16 protein-coding genes are annotated in these 15943 nt (G+C 49.3%); 3 read left to right on the top strand and 13 right to left on the bottom strand.

Translation table 11 applies throughout. From position 1 onward, the window contains the following. Positions 1 to 2 precede the first annotated feature (2 nt). Both A372_RS0112005 and aroC read right to left on the bottom strand, forming a co-directional pair. Positions 3 to 473, bottom strand: coding sequence for a hypothetical protein (locus A372_RS0112005; RefSeq protein WP_019421094.1), 471 nt, complete (start codon positions 471 to 473; stop codon positions 3 to 5). Between the two features lie 277 nt (positions 474 to 750). After that, the gene (aroC, locus tag A372_RS0112000; protein ID WP_019421093.1) at positions 751 to 1809 is read right to left on the bottom strand and encodes a chorismate synthase; all 1059 of its coding nucleotides are present in this window, start codon (positions 1807 to 1809) and stop codon (positions 751 to 753) included. Between the two features lie 117 nt (positions 1810 to 1926). On the opposite strand from aroC, the gene A372_RS0111995 reads away from it, so the two are divergent. Next, positions 1927 to 2820, top strand: a complete 894-nt coding sequence (locus tag A372_RS0111995) for a LysR family transcriptional regulator (RefSeq protein ID WP_019421092.1) — start codon at positions 1927 to 1929, stop codon at positions 2818 to 2820. Between the two features lie 140 nt (positions 2821 to 2960). On the opposite strand, the gene A372_RS0111990 is transcribed toward A372_RS0111995, so the two are convergent. Continuing rightward, positions 2961 to 4397 carry an MFS transporter gene (locus A372_RS0111990; RefSeq protein ID WP_019421091.1) on the bottom strand — a complete coding sequence of 479 codons (1437 nt, stop codon included), beginning with the start codon at positions 4395 to 4397 and terminating at the stop codon, positions 2961 to 2963. A 290-nt stretch (positions 4398 to 4687) separates the two neighbouring features. On the opposite strand from A372_RS0111990, the gene A372_RS0111985 reads away from it, so the two are divergent. Further along, positions 4688 to 5488, top strand: coding sequence for an alpha/beta hydrolase (locus A372_RS0111985; RefSeq protein ID WP_019421089.1), 801 nt, complete (start codon positions 4688 to 4690; stop codon positions 5486 to 5488). Between the two features lie 591 nt (positions 5489 to 6079). Here the strand turns inward: A372_RS0111985 and A372_RS0111975 are convergent. The 10 genes from A372_RS0111975 to hppD all read right to left on the bottom strand — a co-directional run bounded on the left by A372_RS0111975 (position 6080) and on the right by hppD (position 14948). After that, positions 6080 to 6967, bottom strand: coding sequence for a metallophosphoesterase (locus A372_RS0111975; RefSeq protein ID WP_019421087.1), 888 nt, complete (start codon positions 6965 to 6967; stop codon positions 6080 to 6082). Positions 6968 to 7062: 95 nt separating this feature from the next. After that, positions 7063 to 7194, bottom strand: coding sequence for a hypothetical protein (locus A372_RS39060; RefSeq protein ID WP_272943467.1), 132 nt, complete (start codon positions 7192 to 7194; stop codon positions 7063 to 7065). Then, on the bottom strand, positions 7181 to 8362 hold the full coding sequence (locus A372_RS0111970) for an acetyl-CoA C-acetyltransferase (RefSeq protein ID WP_026011027.1): 1182 nt from the start codon (positions 8360 to 8362) through the stop codon (positions 7181 to 7183). The genes A372_RS39060 and A372_RS0111970 overlap by 14 nt, the downstream gene beginning before the upstream one ends. A gap of 82 nt (positions 8363 to 8444) precedes the next feature. Beyond that, on the bottom strand, positions 8445 to 9563 hold the full coding sequence (gene hisC, locus A372_RS0111965; RefSeq protein ID WP_019421085.1) for a histidinol-phosphate transaminase: 1119 nt from the start codon (positions 9561 to 9563) through the stop codon (positions 8445 to 8447). Positions 9564 to 9591: 28 nt separating this feature from the next. Further along, positions 9592 to 10251 carry a 3-oxoacid CoA-transferase subunit B gene (locus A372_RS0111960; RefSeq protein WP_019421084.1) on the bottom strand — a complete coding sequence of 220 codons (660 nt, stop codon included), beginning with the start codon at positions 10249 to 10251 and terminating at the stop codon, positions 9592 to 9594. After that, the gene (locus A372_RS0111955; RefSeq protein WP_019421083.1) at positions 10248 to 10976 is read right to left on the bottom strand and encodes a CoA transferase subunit A; all 729 of its coding nucleotides are present in this window, start codon (positions 10974 to 10976) and stop codon (positions 10248 to 10250) included. The genes A372_RS0111960 and A372_RS0111955 overlap by 4 nt, the downstream gene beginning before the upstream one ends. 22 nt (positions 10977 to 10998) lie before the next feature. Next, a complete protein-coding gene (locus A372_RS0111950) occupies positions 10999 to 12180 on the bottom strand; it encodes a homogentisate 1,2-dioxygenase (RefSeq protein ID WP_019421082.1) in 1182 nt (393 codons plus the stop codon). A gap of 24 nt (positions 12181 to 12204) precedes the next feature. Continuing rightward, positions 12205 to 13170, bottom strand: a complete 966-nt coding sequence (locus A372_RS0111945; RefSeq protein WP_019421081.1) for a fumarylacetoacetate hydrolase family protein — start codon at positions 13168 to 13170, stop codon at positions 12205 to 12207. Between the two features lie 26 nt (positions 13171 to 13196). Further along, the gene (locus A372_RS0111940) at positions 13197 to 13808 is read right to left on the bottom strand and encodes a flavin reductase family protein (protein ID WP_019421080.1); all 612 of its coding nucleotides are present in this window, start codon (positions 13806 to 13808) and stop codon (positions 13197 to 13199) included. Between the two features lie 27 nt (positions 13809 to 13835). Next, on the bottom strand, positions 13836 to 14948 hold the full coding sequence (hppD, locus tag A372_RS0111935) for a 4-hydroxyphenylpyruvate dioxygenase (protein ID WP_019421079.1): 1113 nt from the start codon (positions 14946 to 14948) through the stop codon (positions 13836 to 13838). Between the two features lie 308 nt (positions 14949 to 15256). On the opposite strand from hppD, the gene A372_RS0111930 reads away from it, so the two are divergent. After that, positions 15257 to 15550 (top strand): YerC/YecD family TrpR-related protein, encoded by a 294-nt coding sequence (locus A372_RS0111930; protein ID WP_019421078.1) that lies wholly within the window; start codon positions 15257 to 15259, stop codon positions 15548 to 15550. Positions 15551 to 15943: the final 393 nt, after the last annotated feature.

The raw sequence follows: 15943 nt of genomic DNA, 5'->3' as shown, positions 1-15943 counted from the left end.
TGTTACGATCGTAGGGCTTGAGCAAACCATCCGAACACGGTTTTTGACGCCGTGCCTCCAGTACCATGAAAAGCCTCAAACGACCCTGCCAGCGTGTAAAGCGATTGATTTGTAACATCCGTAAACAGGTAACCCGTATAGATTTGGATTGCAGTAGCATTGAGAACTTGATAAGGGTTTTGGGGAGTCGGACTGCTTGTAGTCAATCTTTGAAATGTGAGCTTAAGTGAATTTTCGTCCCAAAAACCAATAAGCGGTTCTCCAAATATAGTTCCGGTAACAGTCCCGTCATTTCCAATATTTAGAATTTGCAAAAGACCTCTATAACCATTAGCAACGACACTAAATGATAAAACAGGCAGGCTGGCAACACGGGATTCTGTTTCAGTTATCTGTTCGGTGCTCGGATATAAATATGGTTCTGTTGATGGACTCACGCCGTAATAAGGGTATACATGTCTGCACATAGTCATCACTTATTCCTCCAATTTAAATATACTCTAAGATATCTTATTCACTGTGTATTGAATTGGGTGATTGTCTATGTACAATTCCATATTATATCCCCCTTACAATTTGCAACATTCCCTCCATCTTCACAGTGACTTGATGCACAGGATGACGTGGCATCGCCTGAGAGCTGTATCAACCTTATAAGGTCACGGCAAAAATGCCACCCAGCATTTGACTGGATGGCATGTATGGACTACTGCTGCACAATTACAAGTTCAGTTTCCGGAATAAATCCTGTCATGCATGAATCAAAGCAGCTTGACGCTTATATTGATCTTCAACGACAAGACAAGCCATTGCTTCCACAACAGGTACGATTCTTGGACATATGCAGGGGTCATGTCTGCCCTCTGTCACGATCAATTGTTCTTCGCCATGCACATTCATCGTTTTTTGGGGAAGAGAGATCGAAGAAGTGGGTTTCACGGCGACTCTAAAAATAATTTCATTGCCCGTGCTTATTCCTCCAATAATCCCGCCCGAATGATTGCTCAAAAAACCGGAGGAGTCCATCTGGTCGTTATGCTCGCTCCCCAGCATTTCTGCGGCTGAAAAACCGGCGCCGAACTCTATGCCTTTAACTGCTCCGATGGATAGCATTGCTTTAGCAAGCTCCGCGTCTAATTTATCGAACGCTGGCTCGCCTATACCGGGATTCACCCCTCTAATTCTACACTCCACAATCCCGCCGCAGCTATCGCCAACGGAGGCCAAATGATGAATTTTCTCGATCATTTTGCGAGCGGCCGCCGGATCGCATGCTCTGACCGCGTTTTGTTCAATCTCACGTTCAATAAATGCATCGCATTTGATACCGCCGATTTCCTTGGTGTAGGCCACGACAGACACCCCTCGACGTTCGAGCAATTTGCGCGCCACAGCTCCCGCGGCTACCCTTCCGGCCGTCTCTCGGCCGGAAGCTCGCCCGCTGCCCCGGTGATCCCGGATGCCGTACTTCTTTAAGTAAGTAAAATCAGCGTGTCCGGGACGGAATGCATATTTGATATCATCATAGGCTTCGGGTCTCATGTCTTTATTGTGAAGCATAATAAAAAGCGGGGTTCCCGTTGTCTTTCCCTCGAATACGCCAGATAGAATTTGGATAATATCATATTCCTTCCTTGGAGTAGTAACGGAAGATTGCCCTGGTTTTCTGCGATCCATTTGTGCTTGAATGTAATGCTCGTCTATTTCCACGCCAGGAGTAACACCGTCAACGACTACCCCGACAGCCTCTCCATGCGATTCGCCAAAAGTAGTGATTTTAAATATATTTCCAAAAGAATTTCCAGACATAGCAATGAGCCTCCCATAGTTACGTTGACATCCATCATGTGATTTCATTATAATTTCTGCAGTGAAATAAATGAAATTCAAATATACTAGTCTTGTCATAGAGAGGATTAATATCATATGCATATGGAATGGTATCGCATATTCCTATACACGGCCAGAGCGGGGAATTTAACAAAGGCAGCGCAAGAGCTTCATATTACTCAACCTTCGGTTAGCTATGCAATTAAGCAATTGGAAGCCTCCTTGGGAGTGAAATTGTTCGATCGCCTCTCCAAAGGGGTGAAGCTGACACCCGAAGGTGCGGCATTGCTGGGATATGTGGAACAATCATTCTCGTTGCTGCAAGCCGGAGAAGATAAAGTGCATTCCCTCAAGCGCCTTTCCGCGGGAGAACTTCGAATCGGCGCAAGCGGCCCCATCATCAAGCACCTTTTAGTACCGCCCCTTGATAAGTTTCATGCTCAATATCCAGGAGTCCGGATTCGTCTTTCGCAAGGCAGAAGCGCTGAGATTCGAGAACAGCTAAAAAACGGTCAAATTGATTTGGGATTTGTCCATCTCCCAATGTCTGACCATGAGCTCGATGTGAAGCATCTCGCAACCATTCAAGATTGTTTCGTTGTAGGCCATTCCTATCGACATCTGCTGGAACATCCGGTTACTGCCCGGGAATTAATAAAAATACCGCTGCTTTTGCTCTCTAAGGGAAGCAGCACCAGACGCTACGTCGAAGAATGGCTCTTCTCACTTGGAGTCACTGCCGAAGTGGACATTGAGCTCAGCAGCATGGATATGTTAATAGAATTGGCTCAGCGCGGTTATGGAACTGCATTCGTGACGCGCTCCTTCATTAAGCAAGAATTGAAGGAAGAAAAGTTATATGAACTTCAATTGACAGACCCGATCCCGGAGCGTTCGATCGCGGTCGCGACGCGCCGAGATATTTCTTTATCCATAACGGCCAATCATTTTCTGAATATGCTCACCGCGTCGCTTGACGATATGAGATAACATTACCTCTAATAGTGCAGATCTCAAAGCATCAGGCGTCAACTTGTTTTTATCCACGGCAATGCCCGCTGCAGCACTTCGAGTTGCGGAATATATGGCTTTACAATAAAATTTTCTACCTCCGATAAATTAAACATCAACTACGATGAAGCCGTTACATCGGAACCTTTCACATCGCAAAGCGGATGAGACACTTCGTGAATCTGAGTTGTAATGCGGAAAGAAGTCACCAAGCTTAAAAGCACGAAACATAACTGGAGAGATAAAGCCATCATTACTCCGGTGAATATCCCCCATTGAAATGTCTCGCTTAGGGCTATGAGAGCGCCGCTTAATCCAATGCTCAATCCAATACTAAACGAATCAATGAATTGAATCGTTGCGGATACCTCTCCTTCCTTCCCTGCCTGAGCATGCTGCAGTGCAATCGCTCCCGTAGTTGGATTGGCTAATCCTACACCAAATCCTGTAATGATTTGTGAAATCAATGCGATTGCAATCCCGCCGCCTGGAAATCCGATGGCTGTTATCACGAGTGTTACCCCAACGATCATAATCCCTATACCGAAAATCACCCGTTTTTTTCTGCCATGACCATGATCTCGTTCGTCGAGCTGGGATTGCAGCCACGCTGCGGCTGACCAACTTAATGCTCCTGCAGCTACAATCAAACCTGCAAGTTCTTCCGATAAACCTTTAACTTCGGTTAGAGCCAAGACAACGAAACTTTCGGTAGCAAAGTAGCATGCAACATATAACCCTCTAGAAACAATGGTTGCCGGCAAACCCCTTTTAACTAAAAAGGTGCCTGCTGGAAGCAGCTTTCGCAAAGGCTGAATCATGATGATAACTCCAACAACAGAAAGCGCAATTCCTTTCCAATCGGATATAAATCCTAATCCGGATAGCAGCAAGCCCGTTCCAATGGCTAGTAATATGGCGTATATTTCTTTATAACTGCCTTTTTTAGCTGATGTGTTTTTAGTTGGTATGTTGCGAAAGGAAGGAAGCGTTAAGCTTAACGCTAGGACAATCAAAGGAAGAACAATCCAGAAGACGAATCTCCATGACACATAAGCAGCTATAAGTCCTGCCACATAGGGGCCAATTAATGCAGGTAGAACAAATGCGATTGAAAATGCAGCTAAAATTTTAGTTCTGAGAGAGTCAGGATAGCTTAATGTAACGCTGTAGTATACACAAGTTATGAGGGCGCCTGCACCAAAACCTTGAAAGGCTCTTCCTGCAATAAGCATGTACATATGAAATGAAACAGCCGCAATAATGATACCTATAACAAAGATAATAAAAGATGAGATGATCGATTTGAAAACACCGTGCTTATCAATCTGTTGTCCCATGACCATGGTGCCTATGATTTGAGATAACAGAAAGGCACTAAATATCCATCCATATAAATGGATACCATGTAAACTTTGTGCCAGTTTAGGCGCTATCGTCGTAATGGCCAATCCTTCAAATGCTACGGTAGTAAGGGTCAAAATAATACCGATGGTCAATGCCCTGTACTGAACGTCGAAAATCCCAATCTTTTTAGAGTTTATTGTTTTTGTCACCTCCTATACTTATCGCAACCATAGTTGTCATATGATTAGACCTCACTTTAATAGATGTGACCATAGTTGCTACGACCATTATAATCATAGCCATTAATGCTGTCAACAGCGTCAGATCGGCGCAATATTCCCGTCTTCGGCATATGGTATAGGCAGATGCACAAAAATGATGAGAAGGTGAATAAAACATGTATCATTACCCGTATCAACCTCCTTACTTTCGGCCATATACTTACTCCCCTTATCCCGTAACCGTTCTGCATCCTTGCTCGCACTTGGCGATGAGGAGCATGGCCGTTACGTCCCCAACCGAGCCCGTATATGCAGAATCCCTAGAACCAGCCGTGAGAATAGAAAGGCCGCTTACCTTTGTCCTTGTCCACGGTGCGTGGGGCGACTCCAGCTATTGGAACATGACCGCCGAGAGACTGCGCAATACAGGCAACAAGGTGTACACCCCCAACCTGCCGGGACACGGCAAAGATCCGAACAAAGCAGTGACCCATACCAATTACGTTGATGCCGTCGTAAACTTTATAACGGAAAGAAATTTGAACAATATTGTCCTTGTAGGCCATAGCTTTGGGGGCACGGTCATTTCCAAAGTGGCGGAACGGATTCCTAGTCGCATTAGGCGTCTCGTGTTTATGGATGCGTTTGTCGTTGCAGACGGAAATAGCGCTGCGGACGAGATTCCGCCGCAAGGCAAAGCTTTATGGGCTGATCTTGCGAAAAAATCGAAAGACAACACGATTATGCTGCCCTTTCCAATCTGGCGTGAAACGTTCATGAATACGGCCAGCCTCGATCTGGCGCAAAAGGTTTATAATACGGTTACGCCCGAGCCAGCTGGTCCGTTGTTCGAGAAACTTGATTTAACAAAGTTCTACCGTCTCGACATCCCTAAAAGCTACTTCTACCTCACAGAAGACACGGCGGTGCCGCAAGGCGAGCAGTATGGGTGGCATCCGCACATGTCGAGCCGCCTCGGTCTGTTCCGCTTGATTACCGCAAAAGGCGACCATATGACTCCCTTCCATACCAATCCGACGATGGTAGCGCAGAAGCTGGTTGAAGCAGGCCGCGATTAGAAGTTCAGCACTCATCCACATCCGTCCCCGCTGCTGTTCGAGGTCGAGCAGCTGGCCGGGACGGACACGCCTTAAGGCGTACCATCTCTCAATAAGCAATACATTAACTCTTCATCATCAACGAAATGCTCCGTTCGTGCAAGTGCGTTCAGACTGACGGTGATTCGCTTCATCCACCCCTTTGCTTCATTCTCCCCATCCTTCAGGAGGCGACGCGCCCAAGGGCGACTCTCGTTATCAGTCATTATGAGGAACCGCTGTATGGCCTGGTATATACGAATTGGCAGGGATATCATCCCCGTCGTCATCCTTCCTGACGGTATGGGAGAATGGACATAAGGAAAATTTGCAGAGTAGTTTGACAGCCTATTCTTATTTTATGAGTTCTTATCTTCATCTAAAAACGAGCCAATCGCCGATCAAGCATCCTTTCTTAGTTCCTCTGGCGTACCGCTAGCGACAATCTCACCGCCTTGATTACCTCCGGCCGGTCCTAATTCAATCAAATAATCGCAATAGGACAATACATAGGGATCATGCTCGATTAATAGGACGGAATGGCCGGTAACGAATTGGGAATGGAGGAGTCAATTAAGACTTCCTGTGCTGGAGTTGGATTACCGTCAGTTCCGGCGCGCTCAGAAAGCGGAAGGGCAATTCCGTTGTGCCGATACCGCGATTGACATAGAGCCGTAGCGGTTTATTTTGCGTGTTCGCATCGTCTACAGCATACCACCCTTCCACATATTTTTTGGCCAACGGCGGCGTATAGATCGTGCCGAACCACGGAATTTGGACTTGTCCGCCGTGGCTATGGCCGGAGAGCTGGAGATCAACTGGATAGCTCATAATAAGGTCCGCAATATCCGGTTCATGCACCAGAAGGAGGTTAAAATCCTCTATTTGCAGCGGTTGAAGGGCTTGGGGAATATCAGGATTGCCCAATAAAAAGTCATCCAGACCGCTGATTGTAATGCTCTCCCCGTCATCAGCCGTAATTTTTCTTGCTTCGTTCACGAGAACCGTAAATCCGGCCCCCTCCATATACTGCTTGTACAGCCTGCTTCCCCCGCCTCCACGGTCATGATTGCCGAACACCGCATACTTGCCCAATGGGGCTTGAATCTGAGCTAATATTGGCTGGGCGTCTTTTCTTTGCGAGCCGTATTGATTGAAGTTGTCTATTAAGTCACCTGTAAACACCACGATATCCGGCTGCTCCTGATTGATTCGATTCACTAATGTACGGAGCTGGTTATGCGTATAGTTTTTTCCTAAGTGAACATCTGAAAATTGAAGGATTGTCTTTCCGTCAAAGCCATGAGGAATAGTAGAGTTTGTTATATGATGTCTGGTCACCGTTAAGGTTTTAGGCTCCATGTCATAGCTATAGAATAGTGTGCCTGCAGTAAGCAGCAAGCTTGCCAACAATCCAATAAGCGTGCGTTTCGTGTGTTTAACGCTGATGTTGTGATTCATCTTCTCACCTCGCGTTTATCATAAGCCGGCTTTGTTACGCCAGTATGACAAACAAAGAAGACACTGCGGCTTCCAGACCGCAATGCCTTCCATATCTAAGTGAAAATAAATAGACCTTCCTGTCGAAGGCCCAGATAGATGTGGGCAATCCATTCAGGAGTGGATTGTTCGTCAAGCGCGTTCTGCAGCGCCATAAAGTTGACATCTGTTGCGTTATATTTGTTCAACGATGACAGCGACTCCGTGACCACCGCCTACGCATAGGGCAGCGAGACCCGCTGCCGCCTGCCTTCTCTTCATTTCATGCAGCAGCGTAACCAGAATGCGCGCTCCACTTGCTCCAATCGGGTGTCCTAACGCAACGGCGCCACCGTTTACGTTTACGATAGCCTGATCGAGTCCTAGTTCGCGCATTACCGCAATCGACTGTGCGGCGAAGGCTTCGTTTAATTCCGCCAGATCAATATCTTGTATGGACATTCCCGCCTTCTGTAAAGCCGCCTGCGCAGCGGAGACCGGCCCCATGCCCATAATCGACGGATCAATGCCTGTGGATGCGTAAGAGCGAATGCGTGCAAGTATGGTGAGCCCGAGCTCCTTCGCCTTGCGCGATGAGCAGACCACAACCGCTGCCGCCCCGTCATTGATGCCGGAAGCGTTCCCGGCCGTTACGGTGCCGTCTCGCTTGAACGCAGGCTTCAATCGTGCCAACGCATCCGCCGTTACATCTGGTCGAGGGTGTTCATCCGATTCCATCATGGTTACATGGCCCTTCTTGTCCCGCAACGCCACATTTACAATCTCATCGGCAAATCGCTGCTGTTTCCATGCCTGTTGGGCACGCTGCTGACTTGTTAACGCAAACGCATCTTGCTGTTCTCTTGTGATTTGATATTTCTCTGCTATGTTTTCCGCTGTCATCCCCATATGAATGTCGTAAATGGCGCATGTAAGCCCGTCTTTCATGATGCTATCCGCAATCGTCCCATCTCCTAGGCGGTAGCCGGATCTGCCTTGCTGCAATAAGTAAGGAGCCAGCGACATATTTTCCATCCCGCCTGCTACGATCAGTTCGGCGTCCCCCGCCTTGACGGCTTGCGCGGCCATGATGACCGCTTTCAGGCCTGAACCGCATATTTTATTAACCGTAACCGCCGGCACCTCGTAGGATAGGCCTGATCGGACTGCAGCCTGACGGGCGGGACCTTGACCGAGACCGGATTGCAGCACATTCCCCATTACGACCTCTTGTACTGCATCAAGGGGGATTCCCGCTCGCTCCAGCGTTTCTTTGATGACCAATGCGCCCAGATCAACGGCCGGCACTTGACTCAATCCTCCCATAAACGAGCCAATCGGCGTTCGCACGGCGCTCGCAATAACGACGTCAGTCAGACCATCACCTCCCCCGCTTTTTTAGCGTAAATCACTTTTCCTGGGCTTGGGCTAATCCTTGCTATCCCCGTTTATCCCCGGTTCACCGTGGTTCATCCCCATCGTTGATGACCCGTTGGAGCGCTGTAATAAAGGCGTGGTTCTCTTGGTCCGTTCCGACCGACACACGGATGGTATCTGGATATCCGAGCAGACTGCCTGAACGCACGATGACGCCTTGCGCGAGTAAAGCTTGAAACACATCATCCCCGGATTTTCCTAGCTTCACCATCAAAAAATTGGCGTGCGAAGGAAAACAGGACAGCCCCATTTGTTCCAGTTCGTGCTGCAAACCGTTTCTAGTCTCTTCGTTGCGTCGTGCGCAGTCCGCCGCAAATGGAGCGTCGTCCAGTGATGCGATGGCGGCAGCCTGAGCCAAGCGGTTCGAATTAAACGGCTCTTTTACTTTAATAAGTTCTTGAACAACGGACGGATGCATCAAGCCGTAACCTATGCGCAGCGCGGCTAGACCGTATATTTTAGAAAACGTGCGCAGAATGACCAGGTTCGGATGACTCGCGAGCAGCGGAATGGTTTGCAAAAACGCGGGGTCTGACACATATTCGCAATAGGCTTCGTCGATAACGAGTAAAATGTGGCTTGGTACCTCTTTGATAAAAGAAAGCAGCTCGCTGCGCCCGACAATCGTTCCCGTGGGATTGTTCGGATTGCACACGAATATCATTTTGGTGTTCGTACCGACGGCCTGCAGCATTCCGGCAAGATCGTGCACGCCGTCGATCAGCGGCACAGTTATCGGTACGCCTCCTTCGATGCGCACGTTGGTCTCATAGCGCGAAAAGGTGACATCGCCCATAATCGCTTCATCGCCTGCTGAAATGTAGCTCCGCGTCAGCAATCGGATAATCTCGTCAGAGCCGTTGCCAACAATAATTCGCTCCCGCTCGATCCCGAGGTGAACGGATAATTTCGCCGCTAATTCGGGGGCTGTTCCTTCCGGGTACAAGGCCGATTTATCCATTTCACGAATGACGGCTCGTTTCGCCAGATCCGAGCAGCCGTATGGATTTTCGTTCGACGCAAGCTTGGCGATGTCGGTAAGGCCGAACTCCCTTTTTACCTCTTCAATCGGTTTGCCTGGAACGTAAACGCCCAGATGCTCAATCTCTTTCCGGGTCGGAATTTTGACCGAAACATGCATGAGAACATCCTCCTATACAATAGTACCGTCACAACGTATTTGCCGTCCTCAGATCGGGGCTGACCGTAAATGAAGCTTCGGTCTTTTGCCGAATTACTTCTACGCTGGCTCCTTGCTGGGTTTCAATCAATACCATGCCTTCCTCCGTGAAATCAAATACGGCCAAATCGGTGATTAATCGGTTAACGACCCGCCTGCCCGTTAACGGCAGACTGCATTGACGTTTAATCTTGGGTTCGCCGTGCTTGTTCACATGCTCCATAATGACTACGATTCTCTTGGCGCCGCTCACCAGATCCATGGCTCCGCCCATGCCTTTAATCATTTTCCCGGGTATCATCCAGTTCGCGAGATCGCCTTGTTCCGATACTTCCATTCCACCTAAGATAGCGACATCGATATGACCTCCCCGGATCATGGCGAACGATTCGGCACTGTCGAAGTAGGAAGCGCCTTGCACGGCGGTTACCGTTTCTTTGCCCGCATTGATCAGATCCGGATCTTCGCTTCCTTCCAACGGATAAGGACCGATTCCGAGCAAGCCGTTCTCGGAATGAAGCATGACGCTGAACTCCGGCGGAATTTCACCTGCGACGAGCGTCGGCATGCCGATTCCCAGATTCACGTTCATGCCGTCCGCGATTTCCAGCACGGCACGCTTGACGATGACCAGACGAGCGTCGCTCATCTCACTCCCTCCGTTCCCTGTGAGGCGGTTCGAAGAACGGTGCGCCGTTCGATCCGCTTTTCATAGCCGGTTCCGAGCAGCAGCCGTTGCACGTAAATGCCAGGCGTATGGATGTGATTCGGATCCAATTGTCCTGTCTCGACTATCTCCTCCGCTTCGGCAATCGTAACTTTGGCTGCGGCCGCAGCCAAAGGGTTAAAGTTCCGGGCCGTATTCCGATAGATTAGATTACCGAGCGTATCTGCCTTCCACGCTTTTACAAACGCAAAATCGCCGACAATCGCTTCTTCCATAATGTATGTGCGGCCATTGAATTGTTTATGCTCCTTGCCTTCCGCAACCGATGTGCCGACTCCCGTTGCCGTATAGAAGGCCGGAATGCCAGCTCCGCCTGCCCTTATCCGCTCGGCCAGCGTGCCTTGCGGAACGAGCTCTACCTCGAGCTCGCCGCTAAGAAATTGCCGTTCAAAGATTTTGTTCTCCCCCACATAGGAGGAGATCATCTTCTTGATTTGGTTATTGGCTAGCAGGAGACCGAGCCCCCAGTCATCCACTCCGCAGTTGTTGCTGACGATGGTTAAATCCTTCACTCCCTTGTCCCGCAAGGTCAATATCGCTTGTTCAGGGATTCCGCATAAGCCGAATCCCCCCACAATCAAGGTAGCGCCGTCCCGGATGTCTTGAATCGCCTCTGCGGCGGAATGTACCACTTTCCCCTTGTTCATTGCATGCGCCCCTTTCATCAGCTTACACGGTAGGCGTTGTTTCCGGCGATACTGCGCACCAGCTGTACATATATTGGGGATCCTCATACTGCAGCGCCTGTTTCACGACACGAAGCGGGCGGAAGGTGTCGATCATCACCGCTAGCTCCAACGTTTCCTTTTTACCGATGCTATCTTCAACCTTGCCAGGATGCGGGCCATGGGGAATTCCCGATGGATGCAAAGTGATGGACCCCTCCGTTACTCCCTTCCGGCTCATGAAGTTGCCTTTGACATAATACAGCACTTCGTCGCTGTCTACGTTGCTGTGAAAATAAGGAGCGGGAATCCCCTCCGGATGGTAGTCGTATAAGCGGGGAACGAAGGAGCAAATGACAAAGTTGTTGCCTTCGAATGTCTGATGGATTGGCGGCGGCATATGAATGCGCCCCGTAATTGGCTCGAAATCCCCGATATTAAAAATCCATGGGTATAAATAACCGTCCCAACCTACGACATCGAAAGGATGATGGTTGAAGGTATGTGCATGAATAAAGCCTCTAGATTTCGTTCTTACCTCGAACTCTCCGCATTCCACATGGGTTTCGAGCTTCTCGGGTCCGCGAAAATCCCGTTCGCAGAAAGGACTGTGTTCGAGCAGCTGTCCATGCGGATTGCGGTAGCGCTTGGGGGTTGTAATCCAACTGTTCGTTTCCACTACCAGCAGCTTGGATTCTCCTGCATCTGGAATGATCCTGTAAATAGTTCCTATCGGGATGTTAATATAATCCCCTGGACGGTAATGCAGCGTTCCGAACATGGTTTCGACGATCCCTGTTCCTTCATGCACGAACAAGAGCTCGTCCCCGTCCCCATTGCGGTAGTAATAATCCATGGATTGGTTCGCATTCGCAACGGCGATGAGCACGTCTTCGTTGCCCAGCATATAGCGTCTTCCATCAACGGCATCGCCCGTTTCCTTGCATCCCCCAGTCAGCAGATGCCGGTGACGCAGTGCTCCTTGTTCCTCGAATTCGATGTTGAATTTCGCATGTACTTCCGCTTTGCTAACAGCCGTAGGCGGATGATGATGATACAATATCGATTGGATGCCCGAGAATCCTTTCGTACCCATTACTTGCTCGCGATACAAGGTGCCGTCTTCCTTGCGGAACATCGTATGCCTTTTCTTTGGGATTTCTCCCATCTGACGATAATAGGCCATCGAACACGCCCTCCTCTCTTCTATTCAATTCCGATCTGACAAACCGCACACCGACGATTCTCCGATGATGTTGCGCAGCACGCCAAGTCCCGTCACTTCAAGTTCGACGACATCACCGGGTTCAAGCCAGCGATGCACTTCCGTCCCAAGTTCCAGAATGCACCCCGTTCCGACCGTCCCCGACCCGATGACATCACCAGGGTACAGCGTTGCATCCGCCGACGCCCTTGCTATCATGTCCCCGAAGGTATAATGGATGTCGCGGAAGTTGCCGCGTGACAGCTCCACGCCATTGACGCGGGCCGTCATTGTCAGATCGTACCGCTCACCCGCTCGGTGCTGTTCCAACTCGTCTACGGTGACGAGGTACGGGCCGAGCGACGTGGCGAAATCTTTGCCTTTTGCCGGACCGAGTCCCACCTTCACTTCTTCCCTTTGAATATCGCGCGCGCTCCAGTCATTCATGATGCAATAGCCAAAAATATGGGATTCCGCTTCGCTAGTTGAGATGTTTTTGCCTTCTTTTCCAATTACGCAGGCAACTTCCAATTCATAATCCAACGAGGTGCATGCAAGAGGCCGTCTCACCTGCTCACCCGGACCGACGATGGCCTGATGATTGGTGAAATAAAAAACCGGGAACCGGTACCACTCTGGAACGACATCCAGCCCCCGTCTTTGTCTTGCCGTTCTCACATGCGCTTCGAACGCGTAAAAGTCTCGCACACTCGGCGGCTTCGGAATAGGCGCGCACAATATAACGTCTTTCAACGCATAAACGGCTTCATGGGTGGACAATTCCTCTACATCATGACCAAGATCTTGATCAATCCGAACAACGTCAGCCATATGCTCCTGCTGGCGCACAAAATCCAGCAAATCTCTAGGAAGCCGGCCTCCGCTTATGGCGTGCATATCAATAATGACATGATCCTTCAGCCAGCCGGAACGCGGTTCCCCTGAGCCGTTGTCAAAGGTCACAAACTTCATAGGCTCTTCCGTCCCCCGCTCAAGGTCTACTTTTTTCTTTCCAGCACGAACGTGTCGGACACGGCCCGGGTGTACACGTGGCCCGCCATGCGCCCAATGGGAAGCAGCTTCTCGGCGTTGATCTTCCCGTCGGCGTACAGCTCGTCGTTAATATGCATGAACGCTACTTGGCCGATGACCAGACTGCCCGCGCCCGGCTGTTCGCCGAAGGTGATGATATCGTGGAGCACGCATTCCATGTGGACGTCGCTCTCCTTCACCCGGTAAGGACGAACGATCTCACTAGGAACCTTCGTCAGCCCCGCCGCTTCAAATTCATCGACGTCGGGGCTGTATTCGGCGGCAGTCTCATTCATCGGCTCAACGATGCGTTCCCCGACGATGTTCACGACAAATTCACCGGTCGCTTCGATGTTCGCAAGCGTGTCTTTCTTGCTGCCGTCCGTCCCTCTGCGCATCGGCGCGAAGCAGACCAACATCGGCTCCGCGCAAATGGCCGTAAAAAAACTGAACGGGGCAAGATTAGCCGTGCCCTCCCCGTCTATTGTAGAGACGAAGGCAATCGGACGCGGCAGGATGGAGCCGATTAACAATTTGTAAGCATCTTTCCAGTGCAGTTCGTGCGGTGCGATTTGCATTCGGAATTACTCCTTCCCGCAGCCGTGCTACAAGTTGCCGCGGCGCTCCTGTTCCCGTTCGATCGACTCGAACAGCGCTTTGAAATTGCCTTCGCCAAAACCGACGGCTCCCTTGCGTTGAATAATCTCGAAAAATAAGGTTGGTCTATCAACAAGCGGCTTCGTGAAGATTTGGAGCAAATATCCTTCATCATCGCGATCAACTAATATTTTCAATTCTTTCAGTTTTTCGATGTCTTCATCAATGCGTCCTACCCGCTCTGACAACATTTCATAATAGGAATCCGGTGTGCTGAGAAATTCTACTCCGTTCTCGCGCAATTCCTTTACCGTCGTTACGATATCATTGGTGAGCAAGGCAAGGTGCTGGACGCCCGGCCCATTAAAGTACTCCAAATATTCTTGAATTTGCGACTTTCGTTTGGCCGTTGCCGGCTCGTTGATCGGGAATTTAATTCTTCCTCCGTTGTGCATCACTTTGGACATCAGAGCAGAGTATTCCGTACTAATGTCTTCATCATCAAAATGAATCATTTGTTTGAAGCCCATGACGTTTTCGTAGTAAGTCACCCATTCTTCCATTTCCTCGACGTTACCCACAACATGATCGATGCCAATGAGTCCCGATGGTTGGAAAGGAATGACATCTTCCACCGTCTGATAACCAGGCAGGAACAAACCGCTATAATTGTCCCGTTCTATTAAGGTATGAATCGTATCGCCATAAGTGCCGATAACTGCTTTTTTCACCATGCCGTGTTCGTCCGAATATTCGGCCGGTTCCATAATGCCGATTCCTCCGCGCGACACCGCATCTTTGTAAGCCTTTTCAACATTATTTACCCGCAATGCGACATCTTTGACGCCGTCACCGTGCAATTTGGTGAATTCGGCAATCGGATGGCTGTCGGAGAGAGCGCCGGATAAGACGAAACGGATTTTGTTTTGCTCCAGCACATACGACACCTGCTCCCGATTTCCTGTTTCCAACCCGGAATAGGCAACGGGACGAAATCCATATGCTTTGACAAAGAAGTGCATCGCTTGTTTTGCATTTCCTACATAAAATTCAATGTAATCAATGTCCTGAATCGGGAAAACTTCTTGCGCCGTTTGTTCGGTTATCGCTTGTTTTTTCATGGAACATCCTCCTACTTGGCATCATTGGCTTCTTACTATTGAAAGTATATGACGAATACCAATAACTAGCAAAAGCGTGCTCGAACGCGAACCTGCTCAATCGCATGCGTGCATAAACGTATTTGTACATACACGCATAAGAACACTATCGTAGGCATGCATAAATACAATGTTGCTTTACTGCAATGAAAACTTCTTAAATGTGAATGTTTTTTGAACAAAATAGCAGGAGATTGGCCGACGATGTCAAAAAAGATAGATGCACACTCATTCGCGGTATTCATTTCTAATTTCTGGAGTTGATAGTTATGCATGCCAAACGATCAGGCGATCCGACGATCGAGCAATTGCTAGGGGTTATTATGAAGTTACGAAATATGGATGAGTGTTACGGTTTCTTTGAGGACTTGGCGACTCCAAAAGAACTGCAGACGTTGTCCCAACGGCTTGAAGTCGCCAAGATGCTGTTGAATGGAAGCACCTATATGGAAATTGAAGCGGAAACCGGCGCGAGCACGGCCATCATTTCGCGAGTCAAGCGAAGCCTGCATCACGGCAACGGCAGCTATCGGCTCATGCTGAGCAGGCTGGAACAGCAATAACCCGGAATGCAATGCGTTCCGGGGCCATCTGTCAGTTGCCATACATTGACTCTTCGTCATGAACGAAATGTTCCGTTCGCAAGAGTGTCAGCAAGATTCGATGTCGAATGACATCTTGGGGAGCTGCGTGCTCAAAAGGGGCTCTTTGAACAACCTTTATGTAAGAAGGGTTCGTCAAAAAGCCCTTTTGCCCACTAACCCCATTATTCAGAAAATTGCGAACCCTATCGAACGACCATTTGGCAGAGTCCAATTGCTCTTATTTGGAGGACTCAGCCCCTACTTTACGTTTACAGAATCGGCCCTCCACCCGTAACACCGTTCTTTTTGCACACCTTGTTCCCTAGCTCTATCTGGTCATCACCGAGTATCTGCTGAACTACACAGCACGCA

The organism is Paenibacillus sp. OSY-SE (genome assembly GCF_000283315.1).
Classification (GTDB): Bacteria; Bacillota; Bacilli; order Paenibacillales; family Paenibacillaceae; genus Paenibacillus_B; species Paenibacillus_B profundus.
The sequence above is the reverse complement of the archived record's forward strand: the minus strand, read 5'-3'. Positions and strand labels throughout refer to the sequence as shown.